The 23,828-nt window shown below is 60.8% G+C and carries 32 protein-coding genes; 18 read left to right on the top strand and 14 right to left on the bottom strand.

All coding sequences use genetic code 11. From position 1 onward, the window contains the following. Positions 1-13 precede the first annotated feature (13 nt). Positions 14-1,054 carry an aliphatic amidase gene (locus HP556_RS25955; RefSeq protein ID WP_175369090.1) on the top strand — a complete coding sequence of 347 codons (1,041 nt, stop codon included), beginning with the start codon at positions 14-16 and terminating at the stop codon, positions 1,052-1,054. A gap of 165 nt (positions 1,055-1,219) precedes the next feature. Here the strand turns inward: HP556_RS25955 and HP556_RS25950 are convergent, their stop codons facing one another. The 3 genes from HP556_RS25950 to pxpB are packed head-to-tail and all read right to left on the bottom strand — an operon-like array spanning position 1,220 to position 3,796. Further along, positions 1,220-1,990, bottom strand: a complete 771-nt coding sequence (locus tag HP556_RS25950; protein WP_068731711.1) for a LamB/YcsF family protein — start codon at positions 1,988-1,990, stop codon at positions 1,220-1,222. A 31-nt stretch (positions 1,991-2,021) separates the two neighbouring features. Then, positions 2,022-3,068, bottom strand: coding sequence for a 5-oxoprolinase subunit C family protein (locus HP556_RS25945; protein WP_175369089.1), 1,047 nt, complete (start codon positions 3,066-3,068; stop codon positions 2,022-2,024). Further along, a complete protein-coding gene (gene pxpB, locus HP556_RS25940; RefSeq protein WP_089264364.1) occupies positions 3,065-3,796 on the bottom strand; it encodes a 5-oxoprolinase subunit PxpB in 732 nt (243 codons plus the stop codon). The genes HP556_RS25945 and pxpB overlap by 4 nt, the downstream gene beginning before the upstream one ends. 252 nt (positions 3,797-4,048) lie before the next feature. Between pxpB and HP556_RS25935 the strand changes: the two genes are divergently transcribed. Together HP556_RS25935 and HP556_RS25930 are read left to right on the top strand one after the other, a co-directional pair. Next, positions 4,049-4,747 (top strand): ribonuclease activity regulator RraA, encoded by a 699-nt coding sequence (locus tag HP556_RS25935; RefSeq protein ID WP_089264363.1) that lies wholly within the window; start codon positions 4,049-4,051, stop codon positions 4,745-4,747. A 27-nt stretch (positions 4,748-4,774) separates the two neighbouring features. Next, the gene (locus tag HP556_RS25930) at positions 4,775-5,179 is read left to right on the top strand and encodes a (R)-mandelonitrile lyase (RefSeq protein ID WP_175369088.1); all 405 of its coding nucleotides are present in this window, start codon (positions 4,775-4,777) and stop codon (positions 5,177-5,179) included. A gap of 39 nt (positions 5,180-5,218) precedes the next feature. On the opposite strand, the gene HP556_RS25925 is transcribed toward HP556_RS25930, so the two are convergent. After that, positions 5,219-5,683, bottom strand: coding sequence for an Lrp/AsnC family transcriptional regulator (locus tag HP556_RS25925; protein ID WP_089264361.1), 465 nt, complete (start codon positions 5,681-5,683; stop codon positions 5,219-5,221). 156 nt (positions 5,684-5,839) lie between these two features. Here HP556_RS25925 and HP556_RS25920 point away from each other — a divergent pair, with 156 nt between their 5' ends. After that, a complete protein-coding gene (locus HP556_RS25920) occupies positions 5,840-6,853 on the top strand; it encodes a 1-aminocyclopropane-1-carboxylate deaminase (protein WP_068731723.1) in 1,014 nt (337 codons plus the stop codon). A 53-nt stretch (positions 6,854-6,906) separates the two neighbouring features. Here the strand turns inward: HP556_RS25920 and HP556_RS25915 are convergent, their stop codons facing one another. The 5 genes from HP556_RS25915 to HP556_RS25895 all read right to left on the bottom strand — a co-directional run bounded on the left by HP556_RS25915 (position 6,907) and on the right by HP556_RS25895 (position 11,851). Then, on the bottom strand, positions 6,907-7,701 hold the full coding sequence (locus HP556_RS25915) for a transporter substrate-binding domain-containing protein (protein ID WP_175369087.1): 795 nt from the start codon (positions 7,699-7,701) through the stop codon (positions 6,907-6,909). Positions 7,702-7,811: 110 nt separating this feature from the next. After that, positions 7,812-8,570, bottom strand: a complete 759-nt coding sequence (locus tag HP556_RS25910) for a DUF2147 domain-containing protein (RefSeq protein ID WP_175369086.1) — start codon at positions 8,568-8,570, stop codon at positions 7,812-7,814. A 218-nt stretch (positions 8,571-8,788) separates the two neighbouring features. Further along, the gene (locus tag HP556_RS25905; RefSeq protein WP_149534110.1) at positions 8,789-9,274 is read right to left on the bottom strand and encodes a hypothetical protein; all 486 of its coding nucleotides are present in this window, start codon (positions 9,272-9,274) and stop codon (positions 8,789-8,791) included. 92 nt (positions 9,275-9,366) lie between these two features. Then, positions 9,367-10,791: an amidase gene (locus tag HP556_RS25900; RefSeq protein ID WP_175369085.1), complete on the bottom strand. Its 1,425-nt coding sequence runs from the start codon at positions 10,789-10,791 to the stop codon at positions 9,367-9,369. 70 nt (positions 10,792-10,861) lie between these two features. Then, positions 10,862-11,851 (bottom strand): hydroxyacid dehydrogenase, encoded by a 990-nt coding sequence (locus tag HP556_RS25895; protein WP_175369084.1) that lies wholly within the window; start codon positions 11,849-11,851, stop codon positions 10,862-10,864. 194 nt (positions 11,852-12,045) lie between these two features. Here HP556_RS25895 and HP556_RS25890 point away from each other — a divergent pair, with 194 nt between their 5' ends. From HP556_RS25890 to HP556_RS25875, 4 genes are all read left to right on the top strand, one after another. After that, the gene (locus tag HP556_RS25890) at positions 12,046-12,735 is read left to right on the top strand and encodes a Spy/CpxP family protein refolding chaperone (RefSeq protein ID WP_420878703.1); all 690 of its coding nucleotides are present in this window, start codon (positions 12,046-12,048) and stop codon (positions 12,733-12,735) included. 65 nt (positions 12,736-12,800) lie between these two features. Further along, positions 12,801-13,022: a hypothetical protein gene (locus HP556_RS25885; protein ID WP_120290333.1), complete on the top strand. Its 222-nt coding sequence runs from the start codon at positions 12,801-12,803 to the stop codon at positions 13,020-13,022. 83 nt (positions 13,023-13,105) lie between these two features. Next, positions 13,106-13,363: a hypothetical protein gene (locus HP556_RS25880; RefSeq protein ID WP_089264353.1), complete on the top strand. Its 258-nt coding sequence runs from the start codon at positions 13,106-13,108 to the stop codon at positions 13,361-13,363. Positions 13,364-13,491: 128 nt separating this feature from the next. Continuing rightward, complete coding sequence (locus tag HP556_RS25875) at positions 13,492-13,875, top strand: DUF930 domain-containing protein (protein WP_338117618.1); 384 nt, start codon at positions 13,492-13,494, stop codon at positions 13,873-13,875. A gap of 42 nt (positions 13,876-13,917) precedes the next feature. Here HP556_RS25875 and HP556_RS25870 read toward each other — a convergent pair whose 3' ends face one another. Beyond that, positions 13,918-14,793, bottom strand: coding sequence for a LysR family transcriptional regulator (locus tag HP556_RS25870; RefSeq protein ID WP_175369083.1), 876 nt, complete (start codon positions 14,791-14,793; stop codon positions 13,918-13,920). Positions 14,794-15,080: 287 nt separating this feature from the next. On the opposite strand from HP556_RS25870, the gene HP556_RS25865 reads away from it, so the two are divergent. Further along, positions 15,081-15,311 carry a hypothetical protein gene (locus tag HP556_RS25865; RefSeq protein ID WP_120289761.1) on the top strand — a complete coding sequence of 77 codons (231 nt, stop codon included), beginning with the start codon at positions 15,081-15,083 and terminating at the stop codon, positions 15,309-15,311. 8 nt (positions 15,312-15,319) lie between these two features. Here HP556_RS25865 and HP556_RS25860 read toward each other — a convergent pair whose 3' ends face one another. Continuing rightward, positions 15,320-15,508 carry a hypothetical protein gene (locus HP556_RS25860; protein ID WP_092142869.1) on the bottom strand — a complete coding sequence of 63 codons (189 nt, stop codon included), beginning with the start codon at positions 15,506-15,508 and terminating at the stop codon, positions 15,320-15,322. 201 nt (positions 15,509-15,709) lie between these two features. On the opposite strand from HP556_RS25860, the gene HP556_RS25855 reads away from it, so the two are divergent. Then, positions 15,710-15,934: a hypothetical protein gene (locus HP556_RS25855; RefSeq protein WP_068731744.1), complete on the top strand. Its 225-nt coding sequence runs from the start codon at positions 15,710-15,712 to the stop codon at positions 15,932-15,934. 70 nt (positions 15,935-16,004) lie between these two features. Here HP556_RS25855 and HP556_RS25850 read toward each other — a convergent pair whose 3' ends face one another. Both HP556_RS25850 and HP556_RS25845 read right to left on the bottom strand, forming a co-directional pair. Next, entirely contained in the window at positions 16,005-16,808 is an 804-nt protein-coding gene (locus HP556_RS25850; protein WP_120289759.1) for an outer membrane protein, read from the bottom strand. A 167-nt stretch (positions 16,809-16,975) separates the two neighbouring features. After that, on the bottom strand, positions 16,976-17,230 hold the full coding sequence (locus tag HP556_RS25845) for a hypothetical protein (protein ID WP_175369082.1): 255 nt from the start codon (positions 17,228-17,230) through the stop codon (positions 16,976-16,978). A 691-nt stretch (positions 17,231-17,921) separates the two neighbouring features. Here HP556_RS25845 and HP556_RS25840 point away from each other — a divergent pair. Continuing rightward, positions 17,922-18,512 carry a hypothetical protein gene (locus HP556_RS25840; RefSeq protein ID WP_175369081.1) on the top strand — a complete coding sequence of 197 codons (591 nt, stop codon included), beginning with the start codon at positions 17,922-17,924 and terminating at the stop codon, positions 18,510-18,512. Between the two features lie 13 nt (positions 18,513-18,525). On the opposite strand, the gene HP556_RS25835 is transcribed toward HP556_RS25840, so the two are convergent. Then, on the bottom strand, positions 18,526-18,768 hold the full coding sequence (locus tag HP556_RS25835; RefSeq protein ID WP_175369080.1) for a hypothetical protein: 243 nt from the start codon (positions 18,766-18,768) through the stop codon (positions 18,526-18,528). A 181-nt stretch (positions 18,769-18,949) separates the two neighbouring features. Here HP556_RS25835 and HP556_RS25830 point away from each other — a divergent pair, with 181 nt between their 5' ends. The 7 genes from HP556_RS25830 (at position 18,950) to HP556_RS25800 (ending at position 23,459) form a co-directional block, all read left to right on the top strand. Continuing rightward, on the top strand, positions 18,950-20,227 hold the full coding sequence (locus HP556_RS25830) for a tyrosine-type recombinase/integrase (RefSeq protein ID WP_175369079.1): 1,278 nt from the start codon (positions 18,950-18,952) through the stop codon (positions 20,225-20,227). After that, positions 20,224-20,823 (top strand): hypothetical protein, encoded by a 600-nt coding sequence (locus tag HP556_RS25825; protein ID WP_175369078.1) that lies wholly within the window; start codon positions 20,224-20,226, stop codon positions 20,821-20,823. Before HP556_RS25830 ends, HP556_RS25825 begins: the two co-directional genes overlap by 4 nt. A gap of 77 nt (positions 20,824-20,900) precedes the next feature. Beyond that, positions 20,901-21,140 (top strand): helix-turn-helix transcriptional regulator, encoded by a 240-nt coding sequence (locus tag HP556_RS25820; RefSeq protein ID WP_175369077.1) that lies wholly within the window; start codon positions 20,901-20,903, stop codon positions 21,138-21,140. Continuing rightward, positions 21,140-21,310 (top strand): hypothetical protein, encoded by a 171-nt coding sequence (locus HP556_RS25815; protein ID WP_175369076.1) that lies wholly within the window; start codon positions 21,140-21,142, stop codon positions 21,308-21,310. The genes HP556_RS25820 and HP556_RS25815 overlap by 1 nt, the downstream gene beginning before the upstream one ends. Before the next feature lies 1 nt (position 21,311). Beyond that, positions 21,312-22,115, top strand: coding sequence for a helix-turn-helix domain-containing protein (locus tag HP556_RS25810; protein WP_175369075.1), 804 nt, complete (start codon positions 21,312-21,314; stop codon positions 22,113-22,115). Then, entirely contained in the window at positions 22,112-22,630 is a 519-nt protein-coding gene (locus HP556_RS25805; RefSeq protein WP_175369074.1) for a hypothetical protein, read from the top strand. Before HP556_RS25810 ends, HP556_RS25805 begins: the two co-directional genes overlap by 4 nt. A gap of 427 nt (positions 22,631-23,057) precedes the next feature. Next, positions 23,058-23,459, top strand: coding sequence for a hypothetical protein (locus tag HP556_RS25800; protein ID WP_175369073.1), 402 nt, complete (start codon positions 23,058-23,060; stop codon positions 23,457-23,459). Positions 23,460-23,828 lie beyond the last annotated feature (369 nt).

Below are 23,828 nucleotides of genomic sequence, written 5' to 3'. Positions count from 1 at the left end.
GAGACCAGCGCAGATGCATCACGGCGATATTTCATCCAGCAAGGACGCGGTCGGCGTCGCCGTCGTGAATTACAAGATGCCGCGGCTTCACACGAAGGCCGAGGTGTTGGCCAATGCGCAGAAGATCGCCGACATGATCGTCGGCATGAAGATCGGTCTGCCCGGCATGGATCTGGTGGTGTTCCCGGAATATTCGACCCAGGGCATCATGTACGACTCCAAGGAAATGTACGAGACCGCCTCGATCGTACCCGGCGAGGAAACCGAGATTTTCGCGGAGGCCTGCCGCAAGGCCAAGGTCTGGGGCGTGTTCTCGCTGACCGGCGAACGCCATGAGCAGCATCCGCACAAGGCGCCGTACAACACGCTGATCCTGATGAACGATCAGGGCGAGATCGTTCAGAAATATCGCAAGATCATGCCATGGGTGCCCATCGAAGGCTGGTATCCCGGCAATTGCACTTATGTCTCCGAGGGGCCGAAGGGACTGAAGATCTCGCTGATCATCTGCGACGACGGCAACTATCCCGAGATCTGGCGTGACTGCGCCATGAAGGGCGCCGAACTGATCGTGCGCTGTCAGGGTTACATGTATCCAGCGAAGGATCAGCAGGTGCTGATGGCCAAGGCGATGGCCTGGGCGAACAACACCTATGTCGCCGTCGCCAACGCCTCAGGCTTCGACGGCGTATATTCCTACTTCGGACATTCGGCGATCATCGGTTTCGATGGCCGCACGCTCGGCGAATGCGGCGAGGAAGATTACGGCATTCAATATGCGGCACTGTCGAAATCACTGATCCGCGACGCGCGACGCACCGGGCAGTCGGAGAACCATCTCTTCAAGCTGCTGCATCGCGGTTATACGGGCACGATCAATTCCGGCGAAAGCAACAAGGGCGTCGCAGCCTGTCCGTTCGATTTCTACGCGAACTGGGTCAACAATCCCGACAAGGCGCGCGAGAATGTCGAGGCCTTCACGCGGCCGACGGTCGGTGTCGAGGAATGCCCGATCGAGGGACTGCCGCATGAGGGGATGTTGAACGATCGGTGATGAATTCACTGTCATTCCGGGGCGCGTGCGCATCTTTGCGCATGCGAACCCGGAATCTCAAGATGAGTCCCCACTGTCCGCCCCCGTAATGTTAGAGGTGAAGAACATTTCGGGATTCCGGGTTCGCGTGCGAAGTCGCACGCGCCCCGGAATGACGATGGAGTTCTAAAGCGCCGTCTTGAACGGCGCCACATCGATCCCCGCCGCCTTCAGCCCATCTCGTACATGGCGGCCAAGTTCGACGGCTCCCGGCGTGTCGCCGTGAATGCACACTGTGTCCATCTTCATCTTGATCACCTTGCCAGTGATCGAGATGACTTCGCCGGTCTGTGCCATCTTCACCACACGATCGGCAACCATCACCGGATCATGCAGCACCGCGCCGGGCTTCTTGCGCGAGACGAGATTGCCGTTGTCCTCATAGGCGCGGTCGGCGAACACTTCATGTGCCAACGGGAGTCCGGCGGCTTCGCCTGCGGTCACGAGCTTGGAATTCGCCAGCACCACGAAGGTTAGGTTGCGGTCGACGGCCTTGATGCCGGCAGCGATGGCGCGGGCGGTCATGTCGTCCTCGCAGGCGACGTTGGAGATCGCGCCGTGGGCCTTCACATGGGTGACCTTGTAGCCTTCCATGGCGGCAATCGCCTGCAAGGCGCCGATCTGGTACGCGATCAGGTTCTCGATCTCCAGCGCGGTGAGACCGACGATGGGGCGGCGGCCGAAACCGTGCAGATCGCGATAGCCCGGATGGGCACCGATCCTGACGTTGCGCGCTTTCGCAAGCTGCACGGTCTTGCGCATCACGTCGGCGTCGCCCGCGTGATAACCGCAGGCGATGTTCACCGAGGACGCGAGGTCGATCATCGCGGCGTCGTTGCCCATCTCCCACATGCCAAAGCTTTCGCCGAGGTCGCAGTTCAGATCGATGGTCGCCATGGTCGTGCTCTTTCGTAAATAGGGTTCGAAATCAGTCTTGCGCGTCTGCCGGCTGCGGCGCCTGCCACGTCTCGACGTCGATCGCGCTGACTGCGGTGCCAGCGACATTGGCCGACAGCAGCGCCTTGATGTCCAGCATCAGGATGTTGGAATCATGGACACGACCGGGCAGGCTCTGCAGCAATTCTGCGAAGGCGCGGTATTCCGCCTGCGCTTCGGCCATGGAGATGGCTTTAAAGCGGAAAGCGCGGCCCGGCTGGGTCTGGCCGAACCGGCCGAGATCCGTCGAGATCACGGTCGCGATTTTCGGATAGCCGCCTGATGTGCCACGGTCGGGCATGAGCACGATGGGCTGGCCGTTGCCGGGTACCTGGATCGAGCCGTTCACGGTGCCGTCAGAAACGATGTTGTGCCCGTGCAGATGTTTGATGACGGGGCCTTCAAGGCGATAGCCCATGCGGTCGCTGGTCGCCGAGATCTTCCACTCGCTGCTGAGGAACAATTCTTTGGCGTCACCGAATTCATCGTCTTGTGGTCCAAGCACCACGCGGATCGGACCTTCGGCCGGCGCAGGCAAATCGATGCGCTTCTCGTTGGCGCTGCTGGCAGCCGCCACCAGCAATTCGTCACCGGCCTGCAGCGGGCGCGGATAGGGACTGCCGAGACCGGCGCGGGCGTTCACGGCCAGGCTGCCGAACATCGGCTCGCCGCGCACGCCGCCTTCGATGGCGAGATAGCCGAAGGTGCCGGCGCGGGCGACGCCGAGATTGAGGCTCTCGCCGTCGGCCAATGTCACCGACGTATTCACCGTGACAGGCGTGCCGGCAATATCGGCTGGCCGTGTTGCACCCGTGAGCGAGATCCGAACGGCGCCGCCCTTAGCCGTGAAGACTGAATTGAGCGGGCCGAGTTCGATGGTCGCGGCAAACAGCGTGTTGCCGAGCAGGGCATTGGCGGCGGCCATTGCCAGTCGATCGACGGCGCCCGATGGCACCAGGCCATAGCGCTGTGCGCCGAACCGGCCGACATCCTGCACGGACGTGCCGGGGCTCACAGAAGTGACGATGAGCTTGCTCATGATGCGATCAGCTCCGCGACGAATGCACCGGCTTCGGCTGCGCGGTCCTGCTCGGCAAAGGTCTTCTCGTCGACAGCGGCGAAAGTGATGGCGTCGCCAGGCTCCAGAAGAAATGTCGGATCGCGGCCAAGCTGATAAGTGCGCACGGCGGTCCGCCCTAAGAGATGCCAGCCGCTCGGGCCGGCGAGGCATTGCACGCCGGTCTGGATGCCGCCGATGGAGATCGTGCCGGGCGGCGTCAGCAGCCGGGGATTCTGTCGGCGTGACATCTGCATCGAGCTCGGCAGCCCGCTGAGATAGGACCAGCCCGGCGTGAAACCGATCATCGCCACCTTGTAGTCTCCGCCCACATGGCGTGCGACCACTTCGTCCGGCGTGATGTTGAGCGCCTTCGCGACGTCTTCGAGATCGATGCCGTTTTCGCCGCCATAGGCGACCGGGATGCGCCAGCGCCGGGCCGCCTTGGCCTCGGGTAGCGGCTGCAACGCCAGTTCGGTCAGTTTCTCGCCCAGCGCATCGAAGCCGATCTGCAAGGGATCGTAATGCACCAGCAGCGAACGATAGGTCGGGACCGTTTCGGTGACGGCAGCAAGGCCGGCCGACGCGACGAGTTTGTCGAGCGCCAGCACCCGGCGGTTGGCTTCCTCGTCGATGGTGCGGCTGAATTCGACGGTGATGGCAGCATCGCCACTGGGGAGGATGCGGGGCGGGGAGAGAGCTGCGACCATGGCCTCACAACGTCAGTATTGGACAATCATGCATAGCGCGTTTTACCAGCGAGTGGAATTCGCAATCTGAAAATAGCCGTGCATCTTCAATAAATTAATACGCATGTTGGCGATAAGCCGTACTGATCGCAGAGGTTTCATCACATTGCATGGCGCTTTGAAGCAGCAGCCCTTGACGCGCTGGCATTCCACCGCAAGATGCGCCGCCGTAAGTCCAACGTCCTGCACCCTCTGACCTGAAGAGCCCTGCGTATGTCCCTGACACCCGAAGCCATTGCCACCCTGTCGAAGGTCACCACCGCGACCATCACCACCGTTCTCCTGAAGAAGGGCCTGCGCAATGTCTGGCTGCGCGGCGCCAAGCCGCTGCGCCCCGGTCAGCCCCGTCTCGTCGGTCCGGCCTTTACGCTGCGTTTTGTGCCGGCGCGCGAGGATCTCGCGACCCCGGAATCGTGGTCGTCGCCGATCTCGACCCGCACCGCCATCGAAGCGATGCCGGAAGGCTGCATCGCCGTGGTCGACGCCATGGGCATCACCGACGCCGGCATCTTCGGCGACATCCTCTGCGCCCGCATGCAGAAGCGCGGCGTCGCTGCGCTGATCACCGACGGCGTGGTGCGTGACATCGAGGGCGTGCTCGGCACCAATCTGCCGGTCTGGTGCGACGGCTATGCTGCTCCGCCGTCGGTTGCCGGCCTGACCTTTGTCGGCTGGGGTGAACCGATCGGCTGCGGCGGCGTTGCCATCTTCCCGGACGACGTCATCGTCGCCGACCAGGACGGCGCTGTCGTGATCCCGAAGGCCTTCCTCGATCTCATCCTCGCCGAAGGCGCCGAGCAGGAGCGCATGGAAGCCTGGATCGTCAACGAGGTGAATAACGGCGCCACGCTGCCCGGCCTGTATCCGATGAATGCCGAAACCAAGGCGCGCTACGCCGCGTCGAAGAAGTAACGCACCGAACAACAGCGAGACCGTGCCATGAAGCTTTTTCCAGCAGGTTCGCGCCCGACCAAAAGGGCGCCAGAGGAATACTTCACGGGCACGGTCTGGCAGGATCCGGTCATTGTCGCGGAAGCGCCGGCGCGGCTGGTGACGTTCCGCGTGAGTTTCGAACCGGGCGCACGCACCGCCTGGCATACCCATCCGTTCGGGCAGACGCTCTATGTCATCGCGGGCGTCGGGCGCTTCCAGACCGAAGGTCAGCCAGTCGTCGAGATCAAGCCGGGCGACACCGTCTGGATTCCACCGGGCGAGAAACACTGGCACGGCGCGGCGCCGACCACCGGCATGACCCATATCGCCATGCAGGAAGCGCTCGACGGCAAGACCGCGGACTGGATGGAAAAGGTCAGCGACGAACAATATGCGAAGCCGGTCGGCTAGGACGGCCAGGCATTGCCGGGTACGAGGACGACGCCGGGTTCAAAAGTCTAGCGGCGCATTGTCCACCACCTCTTTCATGACGAAAAAGGTTCGGGTCTGACGGACGCCGGGCAGTGCGATGAGTTGCGTGCCGTGGATACGATTGAAATCGGCCATGTCGCCGACGCGGATTTTTAGGAAATAGTCGAAGTCGCCGGCGACCAGGTGGCAATCGAGAACAAATTTCAGTTTGGCCACCGCCTTTTCAAACACTGCAAAGCTTTCCGGCGTCGAGCGATCGAGCACGACACCGACCATGACCAGCGCGCCGCGGTTGACCTTCTCGGGCGCAATGATGGCACGTGTGTTCCTGATATAGCCTTCGTCAAACAACTGCTGCGTGCGGCGATGACAGGTGGCGGGACTGACATTCACCTTCGCGGCCAGATCGGCATTGCTCAGACGTCCGTCTTTCTGCAGCAAATGCAGCATGCGAAGTCCGATTTTATCCAGATTTTCAGCCATGAAAGAATCTTCTCAATTTTTGGAATTTAATGCGTCATACTTCCAGTTTATATGGATATAGTACGACATATAGCAGATAACAGCCATATCTTTGAAAGCACCTTCCGCACCGAAAATGCTAGCTGTACTGCCAGTTTTCACGACAACAGGTGTCACATGCTCGAAGGCTTCGAACGCTATCCGCTCACCTTTGGACCCACCTATATCGAGAAGCTGGAGAAGCTCTCGGCCCATCTCGGCGGTAAGGTCGAACTCTACGCCAAGCGCGAGGACTGCAATTCCGGGCTGGCCTATGGCGGCAACAAGCTGCGCAAGCTCGAATACATTATCCCCGATGCCATCGCGTCGAACGCCGATACGCTGGTATCGATCGGCGGCGTACAGTCCAATCATACACGCATGGTCGCAGCCGTTGCGGCCAAGATCGGTATGAAGTGCCGGCTGGTACAGGAGAGCTGGGTGCCGCATGAGGACGCCGTCTACGACCGTGTCGGCAATATCATGCTCAGCCGGATCATGGGGGCGGATGTGCAGCTCGTCGACGAAGGCTTTGACATCGGCATCCGCCATAGCTGGGAAGAGGCGATCGAGGATGTGAAGGCAAAGGGCGGCAAACCCTACGCCATTCCGGCCGGTGCCTCCGTGCACAAATTCGGCGGTCTCGGCTATGTCGGCTTTGCCGAAGAAGTCCGGGCGCAGGAGAAGGAGCTCGGCTTCGCGTTCGACTACATTGTCGTCTGTACCGTGACCGGCTCGACCCATGCCGGCATGCTGGTAGGCTTCGCCAAGGACGACCGCCAGCGCAGGGTCATTGGTATCGACGCATCTTTCACGCCGGCTCAGACCAAGGCGCAGGTACTTGAGATTGCGCAGAACACCGCCAAGCTGGTCAAATTAGGCAAAGACCTCGTCGAGGATGATGTGGTGCTGATCGAGGACTACGCCTATCCCGTATATGGCGTGCCATCGGAAGAGACCAAGGACGCCATCCGTCTCTGCGCGCGTCTGGAGGGCATGATCACCGACCCAGTCTATGAAGGGAAATCGATGCAGGGAATGATCGACCTCGTGCAGAAGGGTTACTTCCCTGAAGGATCCAAGGTGCTCTATGCGCATCTTGGCGGCGCGCCGGCGCTGAATGGATATGGCTACGCGTTCCGTAATGGATAGTGTCGTCACGTCGTGTGCGCCGGCTTTGCAGCCGGCGCGCCGATTGCCTCCGGTCAGTCGAACCAGCGGTTGACGGTCCCACGGAAACTGCCGTCTTCCTGCATGATGTGCAGCCACTGATCGACGAAAGCCTTCAGCCCCACGTCGCGCTGGAGCCAATAGGCTTTCTCGGCAAAATCGAACGGCGTGTCGGGATGCACGGCGCAGAGCACACCGTGATGCAGCTTCTGCTGATAGCGGGTCTCTGAGGCATCGGTCATCATCAAATCAGCACGGCCTTGTGCGATCTCGTCGAAGATGCGGGTATTGTCGTTGAAGACGGTGATCTCGGCCGATTTGATATGCGTCCGTGCAAAGCGCTCATTGGTGCCGCCCGGATTCACGATCACCTTGATACCTGGCCGATCGATCTCAGCGAGTGTGCCGAATTTCCCTGCATCGGTGCAGCGCGCGATCGGCGTCTTGCCCTCGCGCATGATCGGGATCGAGAACATGCCCTTCTTCTGCCGGTCCAGAGTGATCGACACGCCGCCCATCACCATGTCGAACTGGTCTGCCGCAAAGTCCGCTGACAGTTTTGGCCAGCTGGTCTTCACATAGTCGACCTTGACGCCGAGTGCTTTTCCGAGCGCCTCTGCCATCTCGACGTCGAAGCCCTTGAACGATGTCGTGACAGGATCGAACGCGCTGAACGGCATGTAGTCGCCGGTCAATCCAACGCGGAGCGTCCTCCGGGCAATGATATCGTCGAGGCGGGACGGTGAGGGCGCAGGGGCCGGCGTCTGTGCATGCAAGGGCGCGGCAAGCAGCAGGCAGGCCGCAAGCCAGGCGGCGGTGATCCGGATCATGACGTCTCCCCCGTTTGTATCGCGAAGCGCACCGTTCAGGGGCGCACCGCGTTACGATCAGCTTACAGGGGATGTTGGACCTTTCAATCAATGAGCAGCGTCGGCTGGGATCAGTTCACCCGCGTCCAGGTCTGTCCGCCGCAGAACATGCCGCCGAAGGCACAGCCCTGAACACGCAGCGTGTCACTATCTTTGAGCGCGATGGTCGATTCGTAGGTGCTGCCGCTGTTCGGATCGAAGATCTTTCCCGCCCATTTGTTGTTGCCGGGCTTCATGTTGATCAGCACCTTCTCCCCATTGGCCTCGGTCTTGGCATTCATCGAATAGCCGCACAGATTGGCGCCGCATTGTTCGATGCGAACCTTGCCTTCCTTCTTCTCGGTCATCCAGATGCCGAGCGGCGTTGCCGCGGCGGCAGGCGTAACCGGTGCGGGCGCATCCTGCTTGTCGACTGGATCTGTGGGCGGTGCGTTGGCGACGACCGTAGAGGGCGCAGATTTCTCGGCAGGCGCGGGTGCCGGGGCAGGCTGCGGGGCTACCGCGACGGATGGCGTGACAGGTGTCGCCGGAGCGGCCGCCTCCTTTGGGGCGGCAACGGGCTTCTGCGTCTCCACAGGCTTGGCCATCTGTTCGGATCGCGGAGTGTTAGGGGCCTGCTCGCGCGTCTCGCGGTCACGCTCGCGCTTGCTGCGCTTCGTGCCATATTCGTAGACGCCGGGAATGGAAACCGAGATGCAGTCCGTCGAAGTGCAGTCGCTTGGCGCTTCGATGGTAATGGTGCGGCCACCGATGTCGAACGAGTAGCTGTCGCCAGCCTGAGCGGCGGTGCTGGTCAGCAGGATAGCGGCGAGGGCGAAGAGCGGCTTCATGTGTCCTCCAAAGCGGTTGAAATCCTGACCCTGAACCGAGCCGCGGATGCGCCCGAACGCTTGATCCGCGTCACTCAGGGGGGAATTGCAATTGCTTTGGTGTGTGGCGCCGACTGAAGAAGTGGTTCAATCCTGCGCCGGACATCTTCTGTTTGAGGCAGCGTGATAGGCCCCAACGCCGCCGCTGGACGGCGGCGTCGCCTGAAGCCTGGCTTTCGTCAGTAGTCGCTGTAACGCGAGGCGCTGCTGCCCACGGTCATCTGGCTCTTCAGCGTCTCGAAACGATCGCGGGCGGCGCGCTCGCGCCCATCGATGAAATCGATGATTTCGTCACGCGGCATCGGGCCTGACGAAATCGGCCGTGAACTGCCGATGGTTTCATCGACGAAATACTGGCCGTCGTCGTCGCGGCGTGCGGTCCAGCGAAAGCGGATGGCATCGAGCGGACCTGGACCGAGACGAGAGTAACCATCGACCTCGAGGGCCTCTGGAACCGTGGAGGGCGACTCGTGTTCGACGAGCGGCGCTTCGGGTTCGGCGGCGACCATGACGGATACAGTCTCGGTGACCACGGTTTCAGTGACGACGGTAATCGAAGCGGGCTCGGCGTCGCCGTGTTCGGCCACTTGCGATTCCGCTTCCTTGCGGTCGAGAATGCTCGCAATGGCCGCGAGGGCGTGATCGGTCGGATCGTTCTGGGTCATTGAAATGCGCCTCCCCGTAATTACGCAACGTCCACATACCGCCGATAATCTAATCGGCTGTGGTTTCATTTTGGTAATCGCTGTGGCTGTTTTTAGGCAGAGATCGGCGGACGCCTGTCTTTCCAGGGCCGGATCTGCTCGAGTTGCCCGGCCAGACGGAACAGCATGGCCTCGTCGCCGAAATGCGCCGTGAACATCATACCGATCGGCAGGCCTTTGCTGCTCCAGGCCAGGGGCACCGACATGGACGGCTGGCCGGTCATGTTGGCCATACTGGTGCTTGGCATGTAGTGGCGCAGCAAAGGCGCGACATGGCTGAGATCGTCCGACATCGTGTCGATCTCACCGATCCTGATCGGCGGCGTGCAGAGCGTCGGCGACAGGAAGATGTCGCAGCCGGTAAAGAATTCGGTGACGCTGCGGGAGATCTGGAATGCGTTCTGCAGTGCTGTCACGTAGTCGACTGCGCTTGCCTTGCGGGCATTGTGTGCGCTGCCGAGTGTGAGTTTCTCGAAATCATCCGAGGTCATCGGGCGGCCGAACTTCTTCTCCGCGAACTGCACGGTCACCGCCGTATTGGCCGACACGATCGCCGCAATCACTTGCGCAGGGTCGAGCGGCAGCACCGGCGCGCGTTCTTCGACATGATGACCCTGTGCTTCGAGCAACCTGGCGACATCGCGGACGGCAGCGGCGACTTCGGGATCGATCGCATCGCCATAGGGCGACTTGTCGGTGAAGAAGATGCGCAGCCTGCCGGGACCACGGCTGACTTCATCGAGGAAGGGACGTTCCGGTGCGGGCGCCATATAGGGGCTAGTCAGTTCGGGTCCGTGAACAGCATCGAGCATCGCGGCGCTGTCGCGTACGCTGATGCTGACGACGTGGCCGCAGGAAAAGCCGCCCCAGCCTTCGGCCTTGTCAGGACCCGTCGGATTGCGAGCGCGGGTCGGCTTCAGACCGAACACGCCGCAGGCCGAGGCTGGAATACGGATCGAACCTCCGCCGTCGCTGGCATGGGCGACCGGCAGGATCCGCGCGGCCACGGCAGCGGCTGCGCCCCCGGACGAGCCGCCCGATGCATGATCGGTATTCCACGGATTGCGCGTCGGTCCGTGCAGCCGGCATTCCGTCGTCGGCATCAGCCCGAATTCGGGGCTCGCGCTCTTGCCGAATATCGTCAGGCCGGCATTGAGGAAGCGTTGGGCGAGGGTGCCGGTATGATCGGCGACGAAGTCCTTGTAGAGACTGGCCCCGAAGGTCGTGCGCGTGCCATCGAGGAGTTCGAGATCCTTCAGCAGGAATGGCACGCCGGTGAACGGCCCGTCGGGCAACCCCTCGTCGATCTGGCGCTGCGCATAGTCCTCATGGCGCACCACGACAGCGTTGATCCGGGGATTGACGCGCTCGGTGCGCGCCACCGCCTCATCGAGCAGTTCGCGCGGGGTGATCTGCTTGCTGCGCACCAGCCCGGCAAGGCCGAGCGCATCGTGATCGCCATATTCCTTGAATGCCATCGCGGGGTACTCTGGTGAGGACTGCGGCAGTGCTAGCGCGGATCAATCATCCGCGCCAGCAATCGCCGGTTCAGCCGAACACGTCCGCGTTGACGGCATTTTGCTTGATCGGCTCGCCGTCGAGCACGCTCAGCATGTTGCGCGCGGTCTGCGCGCCCATGCGGTCGAGTGCCTCGCGGGTCACGCCGGCGACATGCGGCGCGATGATCACGTTCGGCAGTTCGAACAGCGCGTGACCGAGCGGCGGCGGTTCCGCCTCGAACACGTCGAGGCCAGCGCCGGCGAGCTTGCCCGAGACCAGCGCGTCATGCAGCGCGGCTTCGATGATGATGCCACCACGCGCGGTATTGATGAGATAGGCCGACGGCTTCATGCGGGCGATCCGCGCAGCGTTGAACAGGCCGGTCGTCTCCGGAGTCTTCGGGCAATGCAGGCTGACAAAGTCGGCACGGGGCAGGGCTGCGTCGAGATCGCTGACAGGCTCGCAGCCGGCAGCCTTGATTGTATCGGCCGAGACATAGGGGTCATAGACCAGGACGTTCATTTCCATCGCCTGGCAGCGCTTGGCGGTGCGGGTGCCGATACGGCCGAAGCCGACCACCAGCACCGTCTTGCCGAACAGGTCGAACGGTAGCGCTCCGAAGCGCGACGCCCATTTGCCCTCCTTGACCATGGCGTGGAGTTCGACTGCGCGCTTGGCGAGCGTCAGCATCATGAACAGCGCCTGTTCCGCAACCGAGGGCGAGTTGGCGGTGCCAGCAATCATCAGCGGCACCTTGCGCTTGGACAGCGCCGGCACATCAACCGCGTCGTAGCCGACGCCGATGCGCGCCACCACCTTCATGTCCTTGCAGGCTTCGAGTTCGGACTCGCCGAACCGCGTGGCGCCGAGCGCGGTGCCGTGCACCGGTGCGTGTTGCTCAATCAGCTTGATGTAGTCGGCAGCGGAAATCAGATTGCTGAACTTGACCACTTCGATGTCATCGCGTGCATTGAACAGGTCCATTCCCTGGGTCGACATCGACTCGGTGATCAGAAGTTTCTTCTTGTTGGTCGCCATTTCCACCCCTTGAAGCATTCTACGTTGTTGCGCACCCGCCAGGGGCCGCGCGGGCGTTATCTAACAGGCTTGGCTCGATGAGGTCTACCATTGGCGGAGACCTGGCGTGTGGACTTGGCCGTGTTGAAGCCACTATGGTTGCTGATGATCACAAGTGATTTGCTGCGCCGCGAAATTGCGGTGAGGAGACGATGATGACCAGAATGAATTTGCCCAAGCGCACGCATCGACCACTGCGCCATGTGCTGTGCGCCGCCGCCGTTCTGCTGCTCGGAAATTCCGCAGCGGTCCACGCGCAGGGGCTGGTCCAGGGCGTGCAGCAAGGCGCAAGAGACGGCAATCGTGCGGCTGGGCCGATCGGGGGCGTTCTCGGTGGAGCGATCGGCGGCGTCGTGGGCGTTGTCGGCGGCGTGCTGGGCGTGCCCTCGAACAATGTTCGCGGTCCCGTGGGCGGGCAGTCGAGCGCCAAACAAACCAAGGCCGCCAAGAAGGGCAAGAAGGGCGCTCAACCCGCGGCGGAGCCGGAACTGACCGCCGAGCAAATCGTCGCGAGTAGCGACGCCAACACTAGCCGTATCAAGACGTCGCTCAACCTGACGCCGGAGCAGGAAAAGAACTGGGCCGGTTTTAGCAACGCCATGCATACGCTCGGCAATAACGGCGCGGAGCGTCTGAAACTGCGCATTGCCCGCGCCAAGCGCGATCCGCCGGATGACATCATCGAGCAGATGCGCAACGAGGCTCAGTTCCTCAACGACCGGGCCGTCGATCAGCGCGCCGTTGCCGATGCCGCGGAGCCGCTATTCGCCACGCTGGATGACAAGCAGAAGGCGCTGTTCATCCAGGAGATGGTCGGCCTCAGCCGCGAGCGCGGTCTCGACTAATCGCCGCAGAGAGGAACCTCTTGGCCACGGCGACGTTTTTCCTTCATCAGATGAAGGAGACGATCATGGCTGAGAAATTCGATCCCGCACCCCACGACAAATACGCTGTTGGCGTGAAGGAGGCGGCGCGTGCTGATCGCAAAACGTCTGAGGAACTCAAGACCGGCCTGAAGGACAGTTTCCCGGCTTCGGATCCTGTGAGTGCTACGCAGCCGGACCGGTCGAAACACGATAACGACGACGGCTCATCGCTCTGGAACAAGATCACGGGCGTCTTCAAATCCTGACGGCGCGCGCGTTGCTGTAATAATTAGTTAACCACGTGCGCTGCACAATCACATCGGGCTTTGACTGATGATGGAGGCTGGCGTTGGCGACCGTGTTCTCTGACAGTGATCTTGAAGCAGCCGATATCCCTGCGGCTTCGCGGCGGGGCGATATCTTCACCATCCACGCGACGCGCAACGACCAGAGCATGGTGACGCACCGGATCATTCCGGACGTCGCCGTCGCGCAGGCCCGGACGCTCAACGATGCGGGGTGGCGGGTCAGTATCTCCGGTCTCGGCGGCCGCCGGTTCTCGCCCTCGGAATTTCATCAACTGCTGACATTCAAACGGATCGGCTGACGATCCCGAATTTGAAACCCCGCCGGTAACACGAGCGGGGTTTTTTGCATGTGCGAACATGGTAGGTTCGCGCCACAAAATCCTCGCAAGTCAAATAAGGTAATTGGCCTAAGGCAATGAGAAAACTAGTGTTCGCAGTTGTTGCCTTTATCGGCATCGCTGCCCAATCTCCCCTACATGCAGCGTCGTCCCGGACCGATCAGATGCTCAAACTGTCGCCGGAAACCCGTCTGGAGCAGCGTTGCGATGCGCGTGCGATGGGCTCCGTGGGCCGCGAGCACAAGGGATACAAGCCGGACGAGTTCGTGGCCTACGCGTTTGCCGATCCGGTCATTCGAGACAACCAGATCAAAGCGCCGGGCGGTGCCATCCGCAGCGGGGGCAAGTGGTACAGGCTGTCCTATGTCTGCGAGACCACTCCTGACGGGCTCGACGTCAAATCCTTTGCCTATCAGCTTGGCACCGAGGTGCCGCGTAGCGAATGGGACGAACACTATCTCGTGCCACGCTGACTGCCGATAGGGATTACGGCCGGGCTCACGATCATGGCTGAGTTACAGGTTCAACATGGCCGGCGATTTGAAAAAGCGTGACGAGATCGCGTTGAGCAATTCCGTGCTCTGCATTGTTTCCAGGTTCGAGCGCGCACACAGCAACGCTTTGACGGGCGGCAGGTGCGGCAGGTAATATTCCTGCGCCCAGACGAGTGTAGGCGGAATCATCCGCTTCGGGATCGCGGTGATGCCGATGCCGCTTTCCACAGCCGCCAACTTGGCGTGATAGTCGGGACTGTTGAATACGATCTTGTAGGACAGACCGTGGCGCGTCAGGGTCCGGATCATCAGATCGTCGCCCGGCCATGTCAGAATGGGGATCGGCGCGCCCGAACTGAGGACGAAGTCCTTTGCGCGCACCCACACGAACTCCTCATCGGCCTCGTTGACGATCAGGTGCGATATCTCGCTGCTCATTTCCGGATTTTCGAGAATGTAGGCGATATCGATATAGCCGTCGATCAGGCCTTTGGTGATGCCCACCGAGTTGTCAGTGTGAATGACCAGATCGGCCAGACTTTGGGAGGTCTGATGGCTGAAGAAATCCTGGACGAACAGTGTGCTCAATCCAAACCGGATCGGCTGCGGAAGATTGGCCACGCCGCCAATCCGCAACATCTGGTCGTTGGCTTCCAGAATCCGTTTGGCCTGATGCAGCACCAGCTTGCCGAGCTGGGTAGCCGTCGTGCCGTTGACCGTTTTGGTGAAGAGGTTGCCTCCCACCATGTTCTGAATGCGCTTGATCTGGGAACTGACAGCGGGCTGGCTCAGGCCCAGCCGTTCGGCAGCCTTGGTCAGGCTGCCGGTTTCCGCGATCGCCACCACCGTGCGAACGATCTCGATGGGGATATTGAGCGGCTGATATCGCTTGTGCATTGCGACATTCCAGGGTCGTCGAGCAGATCGATCCATCAATATCTATAGTTGTGTGACGATGAACCGCAATCGAAGAATTTAGATATACTCTAAACTGCGTGAAAAGACGTATCGCGTGGAACCCGCAATCTGGATAATCCTGCCGGAACACGGTAGCTCAATACGGCGGCGATTCCTTAAGGGCGCAGAGCTTCTTTTAAGCAATTACAGGTTGTCTATTTCGGCGCTCGGCATGCGTGAAAACGCGATAGTCTGGGCAGGCTGTCATCGGTTTTCGGAGACTGCAGATGTCCGGCACCCGCAGAGTTCATCTGAACGATAACATTCGCACCGAACATCTGAAATGTTCGGGCTGCAGGACCCAAGTTTATCTGATCAAGATCGAGACGGACGAAGAGGGCGGTGAAATTCGCACCTTTGGCTGTCCACATTGTGCCACGTCGAAATCGCTGCGTTTGGCGCCGCGCCGGCAACACCTCAAGCCCGCTGAACTCGTTGCGGACCAGGTCGTCTGCTGATCGAACGACTACAGTCGATCGACGCGCAAAAAGAATGCCCAGATGATGGACAGGACGGCGGCGATGACAAGCCATGACGGGTTCATGCAGAATATGTCGCCGTAGTGGCACACCTGCATCGCCCATCTGCTGTTGTTGATACTCGCTGCGTAAAACACACCGGCAGCGACCGTCAGAATGCTCGCGATCATGAACATGGGACGCTCCAATAATATTGGCGCCACACTGTTCTGCATTCTTGAAGCAGCCGTGAATCGAATCGATGAAAGTCGGGGGCTTTGCGCATTTTTGATACGCGCACTCCAGCCCGATACCGTCGCGGATCCGCTTGAGGCTTTGTTAACCGCGAGTCGCCCAAAGTTCCCGATGGGGACATTGCGACGTTGGGGAGGCCCGATTTGGCCAAATACGAAACGACGAAATACGCGCAGATGCGCCGCTGCCGGATGGCGCATCTTCATGGCGAGTTGATCGACGAGCGATTCAGCGACGATGCCGACAGCGTTTTCGTCAACGGCTATGTTCACGCCGTTCGTCCGGATCTGACCTGCTGGCCACTGCGCTGGACGATCACTGTGGAGCCGTATCCGGTCGAAAGCCGCGTTTTGGCGATGACCGGCTGACCGGCGCATGCATCTCCAAACAAAAGGCCCTCGCTAGCGAGGGCCTTTTGTTTGGAGATCTCTGCAGCGATCAGTAGCGCGCGACCGACGGGCCGCCGAAATGATAGTTCAGTCCGCCGCGTACCGTATTGGTCTTCAGGTCGATATCATGGGCGATGATACCGGTTGCAGCGCCTGGTCCCGTGAAGGTCGGAGCCGAGACCGATTGCTTGCCGAAATCGGTATGGAGATATTCGACCTTCGCCGACCAGTTTTTGGTGAACGCGTGTTCGATGCCGGCGCCGATGGTCCAACCTGCCACGGTCTTTGACAGTGACGCGGTTTCGTTCTGGCCAGTCGTGTCGGTTAGCGAGGAGGCGAAATTCAACTCGGTGAGCGCGAGGCCGCCAGTTGCGTAGAAAAGCGTACGATCGACCGTGTAGCCGACGCGCGGGCGCAGCGTGACCAGCCAATCACTCGTTACGGAATTTGTGGTGGTGAACGAACCGCCGGCCGGGAAGGGCGCGGTGAAACCGCGCGACTGCTTCAGGCCGAAATAGTTCGCGTCGGCCTCGACGCCAAACAACCAGCGGTCCACCTGATGATTGTAGCCGACCTGACCGCCGCCGGTGAAGCCATCAGGATTGAGGCGCGGCGAGGCAGCCGCAATTGCCTGCTGGTTTGCGATCGGCGCGGTGCCATTGACGAAAGCGTTGGAGACGTTGCTCTGGCCCCAGGAACCGCCGGCGTTGCCGCCGACATACCAGCCGCCCCAGCTATAGCCTGCTTCGGTCGTCGCGGGCGTCTTGGTCCAGACGCGCGACTGCAGGTCGGCAGCAGCGGCATTCACCGCGCCCGACGCTGCGATGATCGCGGCCAGCCAAAGGGTTCGCATCCAGGACCTTCCATCGCTCTGAAGATATTGAGCGAATTCGACACAAGCTTTAGCTGGAAACGCTGACCTTGGCTGTCACCGGGGGGCAACAGAAGCAGAACAATACCTGAGTACGGCAGCAAAAAGCCCGGCCGTTGGGCGGCCGGGCTTTCCGTAACTTGATGCGATCAGTAGGCGCAGACGTTGACGGTCCGGACGCGCGGCCCACGGCGGGTTTCCACCACGCGGCGCTGCAGGCAGCCGTCGGTCAGGCCGCCGACATAGAAGGTCGGCCCGCCATAGAAGGCGTGGTGACCGTAGCCACCCCATCCACCGTGCCAGCCACCGACATGCCAGCCGTGAGCCGATGCAGCGCTGGGGGCGAGGGCGGCTGCACCGAGCGAGGCTGCAGCGATCAGTCCGAGGGTTACTTTGCGAAACATAGATCTTCTCCATTGGGTGGGCGCGCGAGCGCTTTGCTGTGTCCCTGCCCATCAGTCGCTACCCTCGTCGGGCGCGTTCAAAGCGGTTCTGGAGAATCGTGTTTCAGTCTTGTTTCGTCGGAGACAGCTTTCATCGAAGCCGAATGTCTCGATCAGAGCAGCGCAGTGGCTGCAAGCGCACCAACTAGCTGAGTTGCGAGATGGCTGAGCGGCCGTGTCGCGAAATCGTCGCGCGCTTAGAAGCGGGCGCGGTAACCGTCATAAGCGTGAGCGGCCAGAATGCCGGCGCTGAGAAATCCGAAGAGTGCAGTGACGGTCTCAATCATCGTGGTGGTCCTTATTCCCCCGCGAACTACAGACGGCACGGGGGGCCGCACAGTCAAAGAGATTCGCGGTCCGCTTTTCATTCGGAGCTGTAGTGATGCGTCGTTGCAACATTTTACGCGGTTGCGAGGAGTGATCGCGGCGCAACGGCGATGACAATGCGGCGCCGGCGAGGCGATGCCAGCCCGGCGCAGGGTTAACGGGCGCTGAAGGCGTATCTGCGCGGGCATGATGAGGCGACATGGGGGATGACCGAGTCGCAGCAGTTCACCTCAGTGGATTTTTTGCTTACATACGCTTCAAGGAATCGCGCCGGTTGTCTCGCTCCCCGAGCCGCAGGATCGGACGTCGCAAGTGAGGATCTCCAGTGGCCGATACGTTCAATAACGAGATCAATGTCGGACCGCCCCCTGTGCCGCTACGCAAGCGCAGGTCGTTCGGCCCGTTCGGAGTTGTCGCCGTGCTGTTGATCCTCGCTGGCGGCGGTGGATATCTCTGGCTGAACTACCACGACGCACTGACCGACATGGCACAGGCGGTGACAGGAAGCACTGGCCCCAGAGAGAGCGCCCCGGTGTTGGCGAGCGCGGCGGAGGGCAGCGTCAGCGCGACTGATTTCGCGGCGTTCCAGCAGCAGACCGGAAGCTCGATCCAGGCTGCTACCGAACTGCTGACGGCGCAGCAGACAGAGTTGAAGCGCCTGTCCGATCAGATCCAGGGCCTCACGACCCAGGTCGTTGGACTAACCGCCAAGATCGATACGCTGCAAGGCAGGGGCGTTCTCTCCCCGCCGGCTCCAGCCGCTGCGGCGCCAGCGCCCATGGCCGCAGCTCCGGCTGCGCCAGTGGCCGCGCGCCCGGCACCCACGGCGCCGCGCAAGCGCCCCGCCGATCGTCCCGCTGGTGCCATCTCGGTCGGCGGCGCTCCGCTCCCGGCGGCAGCACAGCCGCCGCGGTAATCCCTCAGGCGGCCTAACGTGTCTGGGGCTGTCGTGTTTTTTTGGGCGGCCTGTGGCGGCTGAGATCGGGCGGCCCGCCGATGACCTTGGTCTTCAGGAATTCGCATTTCGGGCAGGTGAAGGTGCACTTGTCGCCGCCGCCGGGATCCGGCTCGCTTCGCAGCAACGCCATTCGCGCCCGGCACATCGCGCAGCGCGGCGGCTTGAGAGCGCCGAGTGTTTCAGCGGGCGTCGTTGGCTCGGATTGATCGATCATGTCGTCCGACAGAGGATGATGCGGCAAATGGCGGAAAGGGTGTCCGTAATTTTGGTTCCGTTGTATTCCGCCCCTGTCCAAAAACATACGTAAAAGGGCACAATCTGGCGATAATCGTCTGGACAAATCCAACCACGTCCGGCCAAATCCGGACCGATTTTGTGGGTTGGATTGTGGGTCAATGGCAGCCTCGAAGGGCCTAACGGCGATCGAAGTCACTAAGCAGAAGAAGCCCGGCCGATACGCCGATGGCGGCGGCCTGTATTTACAGGTGACCAACGCCGGCACCAAAAGCTGGCTCCTTCGCTACATGATCGCAGGCCGTGCCCGCGAGATGGGGCTGGGCCCAGTCAACCTGGTAACCCTTGCGGAGGCTCGCGAGAATGCCCGTGCCGGTCGCAAGCTTATTCTGACCGGTGTCGACCCGCTTGAGCAGCGACGCGCGGAAAGACTCCAGGCGAGCGCAGCTCATGCCAAGCTGATGACATTCGAACAGGCAGCCGAAAAGTACATAACTGCTCATCAGACAGGCTGGAAATCAGCGAAGCACGGCGATCAATGGCGCTCCACCTTGGAAACCTACGCTTATCCGACAATCGGCCGGCTGGCCGTTGATGCCATCGACACCAATCTGGTGCTGAAGATTCTTGAGCAAACCGAGAGCGAGGAACTTGGTGCACCGACGTTTTGGGCCGGAAAAACCGAGACCGCAAGCCGGGTGCGAGGCCGCATCGAGAAAATACTGGACTGGGCAAAAGCTCGAAAGCTGAGAGATGGCGAAAATCCAGCTCGGTGGCGAGGGCATCTCGACCAGCTTCTGCCCGCCAAGTCATCGGTCGCCCCCGTTCGGCATCATAAAGCTCTTCCGTACGCCGATCTTCCCGCCTTCATGGTCGACCTTCGCGCCAAAAACAGCATCAGTGCTCGTGCGCTTGAGTTCACCATTCTTACCGCGGCACGTACCAGCGATACGATCGAAGGCACGCGGTCTGAGCTCAACATTCAGGAAAAGCTTTGGACAGTTCCTAAAGCACGAATGAAGGGGAAAAAGGGCGCCCGGAAGTACGATCATGTCGTACCGCTTTGCGAGCGCGCCTGCGACATAGTGGAGTTGGCCGACGGCACCGGCGAGTTCATCTTTCCTGGGGCAGAGGAGGGCACCCCACTATCAAATATGGCAATGTTAGAGTTGCTGCAGGGTATGGAGGGGTTTGATAACGACCTGACCGTGCACGGCTTCCGATCGACGTTTAAGGACTGGTGCGCCGAGCAGACTTCATACCCAAACGAGGTCTCCGAAATGGCGCTCGCCCACACAGTTTCCGACAAGGTTGAAGCAGCCTATCGCCGCGGCAATATGAGGGAGAAGCGCCGGCGCCTGATGGACGACTGGGCGCAATACTGCGCCGGGGGACCGCGCAACGCTTCGGTCGTACCGATTCGGGCAGCATCCACGTGAGCGAAGTGTCAGCTGAATCGGCCTACGATGCTGCCCTTGCGTACCTGCTGCAGCACCCTTGGGTGGCGGACGAGGAGGCCAGTAACCGGTCTTACCGGTTCAATCTGATGTGCGAAGCTGGCCTAGATTTTGCCAATGACGCGTCGATGCCGATGGAGGCCCGCGTTCTTTACTCGGGTGATCATCCCGAGCGCTTGATCGAACTCGCAGGCAGCGGAGATCGGATCGCCCATGAAGCGCTTTGCGAAATTGCCGCGCATCGCACAGGTCGAAACCTTTCCTTGCCGTTGGTCCTGCAGGCATACGTCGTCCGGGCAGCCATGAAGCCGCCGAACTTCAGACAAGGCAGCCACGCCGTTTCGCATCTGCATCGAGATGAAGCCATCTTTGCTGCCGTGGAGCTTATGGTATCCCGAGGCCTAAGGCCCACCAGAAACCGCGCCAGTACGGGCCCGTGTGCCTGCTCCATAGTTTCGGCGGCACTTAGCGAGTGCCGCTTAGGCACGAGCGAACTGAACGTGGCGTCAATCTGGCGGAAGCGATGTAAAGCGCGCCGAGCCGCCGGGTTCGGCCTTGCCAGCGATGTGCAAATCTAATCTCATTTATTTTTGGTACGACGCGCGCTGAGCGTTTCTGCATCTTCCAACCAAGCCCGGGATGATCCGGTTGGAACATGGAGAACAAAGTGCAGAGTTCAGGCAATCAGGTCGATACCTTACTCAGGCTAGCTGCCGTCAAAGAAGCGACAGGGCTCGGACGGTCCACCATCTACGATCTGATGGGTGAAACGCCGCCTCAGTTCCCGCGACCCATCAAACTCACCCAACGCGGCAAGGCCGTTGCGTGGCTTGCCTCCGAGATCGCCCAGTGGCAGCGCGATCGCATCGCTCAGCGTGATCGGTCGGCGATCTAATGCTTTCGATCAACGAAATCGTCCAGCACGACGATGGCGCATGGTTCATCGGCTGGCACGACGATGCTCCCGGCCCGTTCGGATCGCGCCAGCATGCTGAAGCGGTCGCGCTCGTCCAGAACCGTCCCGTGCGAAAGCTCTCCCCCCATGAAGACCCTGCGAGAACGTGACATGTGGCAAGCTTCCGTATTGGCTGACCGACGCCTCACGCCGGCAACGAAAACTCTCTTGCAACGGATCTCGCTGCACAAGAATTTCAAGACCGGACAATGCAATCCGTCCTATCAGACGCTGGCCGATGGGACAGGCCAGCAGATCACCGCCATACCGAAGCAAATCAAAGCAGGCGAGCAGGCGGGATACATCCGACGAGTGAGCACGAAAGGTCGGCATTCGAATAGCTACGAATTATCGCTGCCGACAGATCATCCAACAATCGCTGGCGAGACAGGGTTAACCGCCCACCGCCGTACAGGGTCAACCAGCGACAGCAGTGCACGGTTGAAAGAGATCAACCCGGTACGGCCGTTCACCTCAACCACCTACGAACAGCCTTCCGAACCACCTACGGCCATCCACACAAACACTGAAGTATTGAACAAAGAAGAGAACAGAGAAGGATATCTATTTCTTCCGATGCCACCCACATGCGGCGTCGATGTCGCGTCAGATAGTTTCTTCAAACGGTTCTACGCAGCCTACCCACGCAAGAAGGCACCCGGAGACGCTGAACTTGCTCTGGGTCAAGTTCTGAAAAAGAAGCAGGCGACTGAAGCTGAGATCATGGCCGGCGTGGCGCGGCTGGTGGAACACTTCTCCCGTCGTCCGCCTACGGACCGCAAGTACATTCCATACCCAGCCCGATGGTTGCGAAGCCGCGCATGGGCCGATGAGCTTGAAGAGCCGCGCTCTTTCCAGTCGCCCATCGGAATGAATGACCCATCCATTGCTGGCTTTAACCGGAGACCAACATGACCGTACCCCAGGTGCACAAATCGCAACGCGAACTCCGCGTTCTATCCGAGGAGTTCGAGAACACCGGTGAAAGGCTGCTCGATCTCTATAGACGCGATGTCATTGCAAACGCGTACGACAATGCTGATCCGGATACGTTACGTCGGCTGATGCAGGACGTTGATGGAATCCTTCCGACCCTAGCGGATCTGCGGGACCGCTTTGCGGTCATCGCTCGGCCAGCCACCGAGGTCGAGATTGGCGACCACCTCGCGGTGATGAGGTTGAATTTTCACAATAGCAAAGCCGCCGGTGCTTACGCATCGATCATGGTGGACCGTGCCATAGCCAAGGCGCCATCGTTCGCCGCCATCGAGTGGGCAACGCGGGATTGCATTGATACCCGCAAGTTCATGCCGGTCACGGCGGAGGTGCTCGAGATGATCGCCAATGCGCAGGGTAGGCTGAACTCCATCCGCGACGTCATCGCAACCCTACCGGCACGCCGCGCGGCGATGGCTAAACGCATCGAGTAGGATCAGCCGCGATGATCGCGGCGGGACAAAGGGGCGGGGGGCCTAAGTTCCCGAAGTCGGGAAGGGGCAGTTACCGCTTGGGGTCGCATTTGCACCATCTGCGCGCGCGGAAAAAATCTCTAGAAATTCTAATTAAGTGAAAACACCAAATGGCCAAACGAGTTAAGCGACGCGGTCCCGGGAGACCAACACGAGAGGAAACAAGCGCGTCGGCTCTTGCCGGCGTCGACATCTCGAGTGTCGATCCCATGGCGGTGTTGCGCGCGGTGGCCGGAGATCCGAGCGCGCCAGCAGCGGCCCGAGTCTCAGCAGCCAGAGCGCTCCTAAAGCTCGGACCGCTCCCCGAAAGGCCGACTGCTGAATCAGGCGCGGATGAGACCGATCCGGTCGCGCGCCGCGCCCTACGAATTCTCAAAGGAGGAAAATCATGAGCGACGCGATAGCAACGATCGGTGAGCACCGCGGCGTGGCACTTCACGACCACCAGAGCCCCGAACGTCTCGTTGTCGTCCGACGCGCGATCGACGACGTTTTTGCGATGACCGACGATCCCAAGGACTTGCTGAGCGTAGCGAGCAATCCGAGGTGGCCGCCGGAATCTCGACTTCTCGCGGCGGCTATGTTGGAGGCTAAGCAAGGGATTGCTGCTGACAAGCGAGAAATCAGGCCGGACATCGATATGCGCTTCGTCCGCGCATGCGTCGCGGGCGTTGGATCTCGGACCTGGCGTGATCCGGTGCGTTACGCCTCGCTGCTTGATTACTCGAGCTACGGCGCCGATCGCTCCAAAGAGCCTGTCCGGCGCGAAACGCCGCTTCCAGGGAAATGAACTCATGGAGCGAGCCGCGATGAGCCCAGAGATGTTCGCCCAGTTCCTCGAACTCGTGCTTGCATACGTCTCAGATGAGGACCGAGAACGCGTAGCGGACCGTCTCCGCCGTAAGCGATCACACTCGGACATGGTGCGCGAGCGCTGTTATCTGTTGCGAACCTATAGAAAGAATTGGTACTCCGACCTCAGCAGCGCGCACAAAGCAGCGGACGCCATCGTGGAGGATCTGAATCGGTTGGCCGCGTTAGGCTTTCGGCATCGATCGACACCAGCCATCGACGACCCGAAGCGGCTAGCGGGGTTCGAAATCCTGCGTTGCGGTCCTCTGCTAAGCGCAGCCCGCATGCGCAGATTATTTTAGCTTGG

The sequence above is a fragment of the Tardiphaga robiniae genome, from assembly GCF_013359755.1.
In the GTDB taxonomy this organism is placed as follows: Bacteria; Pseudomonadota; Alphaproteobacteria; order Rhizobiales; family Xanthobacteraceae; genus Tardiphaga; species Tardiphaga robiniae.
This window is presented reverse-complemented; position numbering and strand designations above follow the sequence as displayed.

What these genes read in the sequence shown, in the direction of transcription:
- HP556_RS25820 (WP_175369077.1), top strand. Translation starts at nt 20,901, where the DNA reads ATGGAGAACAAAGTGCAGAGTTCAGGCAATCAGGTCGATACCTTACTC.
- HP556_RS25895 (WP_175369084.1), bottom strand. Translation starts at nt 11,851, where the DNA reads ATGGCGACCAACAAGAAGAAACTTCTGATCACCGAGTCGATGTCGACC.
- HP556_RS25910 (WP_175369086.1), bottom strand. Translation starts at nt 8,570, where the DNA reads ATGAAGCCGCTCTTCGCCCTCGCCGCTATCCTGCTGACCAGCACCGCC.
- HP556_RS25935 (WP_089264363.1), top strand. Translation starts at nt 4,049, where the DNA reads ATGTCCCTGACACCCGAAGCCATTGCCACCCTGTCGAAGGTCACCACC.
- HP556_RS25905 (WP_149534110.1), bottom strand. Translation starts at nt 9,274, where the DNA reads ATGACCCAGAACGATCCGACCGATCACGCCCTCGCGGCCATTGCGAGC.
- HP556_RS25835 (WP_175369080.1), bottom strand. Translation starts at nt 18,768, where the DNA reads ATGATCGATCAATCCGAGCCAACGACGCCCGCTGAAACACTCGGCGCT.
- pxpB (WP_089264364.1), bottom strand. Translation starts at nt 3,796, where the DNA reads ATGGTCGCAGCTCTCTCCCCGCCCCGCATCCTCCCCAGTGGCGATGCT.
- HP556_RS25815 (WP_175369076.1), top strand. Translation starts at nt 21,140, where the DNA reads ATGCTTTCGATCAACGAAATCGTCCAGCACGACGATGGCGCATGGTTC.
- HP556_RS25945 (WP_175369089.1), bottom strand. Translation starts at nt 3,068, where the DNA reads ATGAGCAAGCTCATCGTCACTTCTGTGAGCCCCGGCACGTCCGTGCAG.
- HP556_RS25955 (WP_175369090.1), top strand. Translation starts at nt 14, where the DNA reads ATGCATCACGGCGATATTTCATCCAGCAAGGACGCGGTCGGCGTCGCC.
- HP556_RS25885 (WP_120290333.1), top strand. Translation starts at nt 12,801, where the DNA reads ATGGCTGAGAAATTCGATCCCGCACCCCACGACAAATACGCTGTTGGC.
- HP556_RS25870 (WP_175369083.1), bottom strand. Translation starts at nt 14,793, where the DNA reads ATGCACAAGCGATATCAGCCGCTCAATATCCCCATCGAGATCGTTCGC.
- HP556_RS25890 (WP_420878703.1), top strand. Translation starts at nt 12,046, where the DNA reads ATGACCAGAATGAATTTGCCCAAGCGCACGCATCGACCACTGCGCCAT.
- HP556_RS25930 (WP_175369088.1), top strand. Translation starts at nt 4,775, where the DNA reads ATGAAGCTTTTTCCAGCAGGTTCGCGCCCGACCAAAAGGGCGCCAGAG.
- HP556_RS25805 (WP_175369074.1), top strand. Translation starts at nt 22,112, where the DNA reads ATGACCGTACCCCAGGTGCACAAATCGCAACGCGAACTCCGCGTTCTA.
- HP556_RS25850 (WP_120289759.1), bottom strand. Translation starts at nt 16,808, where the DNA reads ATGCGAACCCTTTGGCTGGCCGCGATCATCGCAGCGTCGGGCGCGGTG.
- HP556_RS25860 (WP_092142869.1), bottom strand. Translation starts at nt 15,508, where the DNA reads ATGTTCATGATCGCGAGCATTCTGACGGTCGCTGCCGGTGTGTTTTAC.
- HP556_RS25810 (WP_175369075.1), top strand. Translation starts at nt 21,312, where the DNA reads ATGTGGCAAGCTTCCGTATTGGCTGACCGACGCCTCACGCCGGCAACG.
- HP556_RS25900 (WP_175369085.1), bottom strand. Translation starts at nt 10,791, where the DNA reads ATGGCATTCAAGGAATATGGCGATCACGATGCGCTCGGCCTTGCCGGG.
- HP556_RS25920 (WP_068731723.1), top strand. Translation starts at nt 5,840, where the DNA reads ATGCTCGAAGGCTTCGAACGCTATCCGCTCACCTTTGGACCCACCTAT.
- HP556_RS25830 (WP_175369079.1), top strand. Translation starts at nt 18,950, where the DNA reads ATGGCAGCCTCGAAGGGCCTAACGGCGATCGAAGTCACTAAGCAGAAG.
- HP556_RS25915 (WP_175369087.1), bottom strand. Translation starts at nt 7,701, where the DNA reads ATGATCCGGATCACCGCCGCCTGGCTTGCGGCCTGCCTGCTGCTTGCC.
- HP556_RS25845 (WP_175369082.1), bottom strand. Translation starts at nt 17,230, where the DNA reads ATGTTTCGCAAAGTAACCCTCGGACTGATCGCTGCAGCCTCGCTCGGT.
- HP556_RS25800 (WP_175369073.1), top strand. Translation starts at nt 23,058, where the DNA reads ATGAGCGACGCGATAGCAACGATCGGTGAGCACCGCGGCGTGGCACTT.
- HP556_RS25865 (WP_120289761.1), top strand. Translation starts at nt 15,081, where the DNA reads ATGTCCGGCACCCGCAGAGTTCATCTGAACGATAACATTCGCACCGAA.
- HP556_RS25925 (WP_089264361.1), bottom strand. Translation starts at nt 5,683, where the DNA reads ATGGCTGAAAATCTGGATAAAATCGGACTTCGCATGCTGCATTTGCTG.
- HP556_RS25950 (WP_068731711.1), bottom strand. Translation starts at nt 1,990, where the DNA reads ATGGCGACCATCGATCTGAACTGCGACCTCGGCGAAAGCTTTGGCATG.